2 protein-coding genes and 1 pseudogene are annotated in these 3,791 nt (G+C 66.5%); 1 reads left to right on the forward strand and 2 read right to left on the reverse strand.

What is annotated here, in order from left to right; genetic code table 11:
• Together ACIQTP_RS46865 and ACIQTP_RS46870 are read right to left on the reverse strand one after the other, a co-directional pair.
• Nucleotides 1-1,363, reverse strand: a pseudogene (locus ACIQTP_RS46865) (integrase); the annotation flags it as partial.
• Entirely contained in the window at nt 1,335-1,886 is a 552-nt protein-coding gene (locus ACIQTP_RS46870; RefSeq protein ID WP_403412353.1) for a TnsA-like heteromeric transposase endonuclease subunit, read from the reverse strand. The gene ACIQTP_RS46870 and the pseudogene ACIQTP_RS46865, both read right to left, overlap by 29 nt.
• Nucleotides 1,887-2,286: 400 nt before the next feature.
• Between ACIQTP_RS46870 and ACIQTP_RS46875 the strand changes: the two genes are divergently transcribed.
• Nucleotides 2,287-2,940 carry a class I SAM-dependent methyltransferase gene (locus ACIQTP_RS46875; protein WP_403412355.1) on the forward strand — a complete coding sequence of 218 codons (654 nt, stop codon included), beginning with the start codon at nt 2,287-2,289 and terminating at the stop codon, nt 2,938-2,940.
• Nucleotides 2,941-3,791: the final 851 nt, after the last annotated feature.

Below are 3,791 nucleotides of genomic sequence, written 5' to 3' on the forward strand. Positions count from 1 at the left end.
TCTCGACGTCCGCAGACGCGACCGCCTCGGCGGCATCCTCCGCGAGTACCAACATGCCGCGTGACCAGCACGGACGTGGTTCTCGGCACCTACAACGTCCGCGCCGCGGTGGGCTGTATCGCGGCCGGTGAGCGGGGAGGTATTGAGTGAACAGAGTGTTGATTGATTCGAATGTGCGCTCGACGATGCCTTTGTCGGTTGGGGTCCGGGGGTGCGCGGGTTGCACGGAGACACCCAGTGACTGGCAGGCCGTCAAGAATGCCCTGGACAGATAGACTTTGCCTCGGTCGCAGACGATGGTGTCCGGCATGATCATCGGCTTGGCGGCGGCGTGCTCCAACCGGGCGTCCAGGCTCAGCAGGCGTTCGTGCGGGATCCGGGAACGGCTCAGCTCCAGGCTCTGCGACCAGCCCGGACGCATCGGCTCCGGCACCAGCATCCGGGCCAGCAACAGGGCCGCGTCCACGGCCTTGGTCCCGCCCGGCCGTAGTACTGCGGCGCATAGGGTCCGCGTCGCGACATCGACCGCGATGGTCAGTTCGGGCCGGCCCAGGACCCCGTCGTCCAGCACGGCCATCACGTCCAGTGGCGTGGTGTCGATCTGCACCCGTTCACCGGGCCGCAGGGCCCAGGTGGCGGTGAACGGTCCGTCCGGGCGGTTGGCCAGCGACCGGCGGGTGGTGGCAGCACCGAAGGCGTGCCTGCCCTCGGCGAGTACGGCCACCAGACGGTAGAACGTTGCCGCGGACGGCATCACCACCGTTCCCGTCCCGTACTCGGCGGCCAGCGTCTCCTCGACACGCAGTCGCATCCGCTTGCGGGTTCCCGTCGACAACTCCGTCTCCTGTTCGATCGCAGCCACCAGCCGCGGATCGGCCTGGCCGAACGGTGTCGACTGCCGACTGCGACGCTGGTCGACCAGCCCCCAGAGTCCCTGGCGCTGATAGCGCCCGCGCATCCGAGAGACCGTGGACGGACCGACACCGGTCTCGGCGGCCTTGGCCTGGACTCGCTCCGCGAGAGTGTGATGGAGCGGGTCGTACTCCGGCCTCGGCCGTGCCCCCTTGGGCGCATCCGGCGGCACACCGGTTTCAACCTCGACCACATGGCGTTCCCACTCCCGTGCCTTGCGGGCCACCTCCTCAGGCAGCCCCTCCAACAGCGCCACCGGCGGCACACGCGGAGCCGGGTCCCCGTCCAACAGCTCGAAGTCGGCGTCAGCGAGCAGATGTGACAGCAGCACCGCGCAGACCGCCCCCGAGGTCGCCACCAGACGCACCGTCGTCCCGGACAAGCCGGCCACGGTATGGACGGCGCCGTCGAACCGCACCCGGTCACCCAACCGCAGGACCGCGGACTTCACCCGGCTCACCACGTCGCCCCCTCCGCCCACTGAACCAGCCGCCGTTCCGACAGCGGAACCGCCAGGTCGCACCGCAGCACGCCGGTCCACAGCAGGTGGAAGAGCACCGGCAGCACACCCAGCGGATCAGCGATCTCGCCAGCTCCGGCAACTCACGCGGTTGCGCGAAGACTTCCGACAAGCGGGCTCTCACCGCCTCGGAGCCCTGATAGCGGGGGTGCCGGTAGCCGGCCAGCCACCGCAGATTCAACGACTGCATCCGGTCGACCTCACCGACCAGCCGGAATCTCCACCCCACCGCGGCGCACGCACGCCCGGTCGCATCGAACGCTTCCTGGTCCCGAGGCCCGATCCGCCCCGGCGGGCGGCAGTCGATCACCACCCCTGACTCGTCATCCAAGCGGGCGAACCAGTCCGGAGCGTGTCGCCGCATCCGCCGTCCGTCGTCCCAGTACAGCCAGAACGGCTGCGACGCGAATGCGACCACGTGCGGATCAAAGTCCAGGAGCACCGCCTCCGTCACCCGATGACTGGGCTCCTGCTCGAAACCCGAGCAGCAACCTCGTCAAGAAGACGCAGATTGATTCTCAACTCCGTTGAGAATCAACAGATCGAGTGAGAGCGGACAGACAGGAACGATCACGGACAGCGAGACACTGTCCCGTCTTAAAGGATCTGGTTCCGTGTCGCCCTCCTGACGTGCGGCGACCAGTTCATCTGAGACGTGGGGATGCCGGGAATCTCAGGTGATGTGGTCCTGGCCGGGGGGATGCCGGATGCTGTCTCAGTTGATCTGGTCCGGCTGTGCCCAGGCCCTCATGACTCTTGACCTTGCCCAAAGGTGAAGGCTGACGCTGTCTGGGGCGATCAAGCTGGCGAGCTGAGCGCTTATCTCTGACCGAACCCGGATGAGAGGAACCTGCATGGATGACGACGCTCTCCTGGCAGAACAGATGGCCTACTACAGGGCCGGCGCGGCCGAATACGACCGGCCCTACGCAGAGTACGAGGTCCTGCAGAGGTTGCTGGCTGTCGTCGATGACCTCCCGATTGCCGGGGATGTGCTGGAGTTAGCCTGCGGAACGGGCCAGTGGACCCCTCTGCTCGCCGCGCGGGCGCGTTCGGTGACGGCTGTCGACGCGGCAACCGAAGTGTTGACCCTCGCTCGTGCGCGCACCGCATTCCCCACCGTGGAATTCCTTGAGGCCGACCTGTTCGAGTGGCAGCCGCCACGACGCTACGACACCGTGTTCTTCGCCTTCTGGCTCTCCCATGTCCCGCCGGCGCGGCTGCCCGACTTCTGGAACACCGTCGCCGCCGCGCTCGCGCCTGGCGGCAAAGCGATCTTCATCGACGACGGCCCCGCCGCAGCGGCATACGAGGAAGTCCTCGCGAACCAGCCAGCCCCAGCGGCGCTGCGCCGGCTCGATGACGGCAGGCAGTACCGCATCGTGAAGGTGTTCCACGATGTCCAGACCCTCACGGACGACCTCACAGCGCTGGGGTGGTCGGTCCGCATCCGGCCTATGGCCGGGAACTTCATCGGCATTGCAGAACCGCCGACCACCGCTGGCTGACAAGCCGCAACTGCGACGCCCGATTCAAACGCGTAGGCGAACCAGGTCACTTGAGACCACAGGTGAATCGGACCAGATCACCTGAGACAGAGGCCAGATCGACAGAGACAGGACAGACACCTAGCGATCAACGCTCCCGGGTTCCTGTTGTCCCGTCTCATTGATCTTGCCGTCGAGCGGTGGCCCTGACCTGCGGCGAGACAAAGTCGAGTCTGGAGAACGGCTCCCTTGCGTTCCTGGTCTCATGGATCGTCCAGGGGGATCCTGGAGTTGTGGCAAGGAAGAGCGTCCAGAGTTGCAGCCAGTGCGGCAGCCTGCTGCCTGAGGGGTGCCGGAAGTCACGCCGGTACTGCTCAGCGGCCTGCCGCACGAAAGCGTGGAGATGGAAGCGTGAGCGGGAGGAGTGGTGGCGGAACAACGTGGAGTTCGCCGCCGCCTTGCGCGAGGGCCGTCCCTACCGCCGGCCGAAGCAGCGGTGCCCGGTCTGCAAGGGCTGGTGGTTCGTCGGCGAGGTCACGGGCGGCAACCGCAAGCGGGTGGATGCCCTGTACTGCTCGCCGAGGTGCCGCAGCCGGGCTTATCGCCAGAGGCAATCGCGTTCAGAAGGCGTCACGCCGTGACGCCTTCATGTGACGCTATGAGGGTTCAGAAACCGGCACCGCCCATCCCCCGTTTGTGGTCCGGGCCGCTCCACCGCCGGGTCGGTTGGCTGGCGCACTTGTTAGTGGCCAGTTGAGATTCCCTACCGACGGCCAGTTACTGATCGTTTCAGAATGACTCCCGCCGAGAGCAGCAATCCTGTTGGCACTTGTACAGCTGAGTTGGCACCTTGGCCCATGGCCTTGTGCATA

It is taken from the genome of Streptomyces sp. NPDC090798 (assembly GCF_044768965.1).
GTDB lineage: Bacteria > Actinomycetota > Actinomycetes > Streptomycetales > Streptomycetaceae > Streptomyces.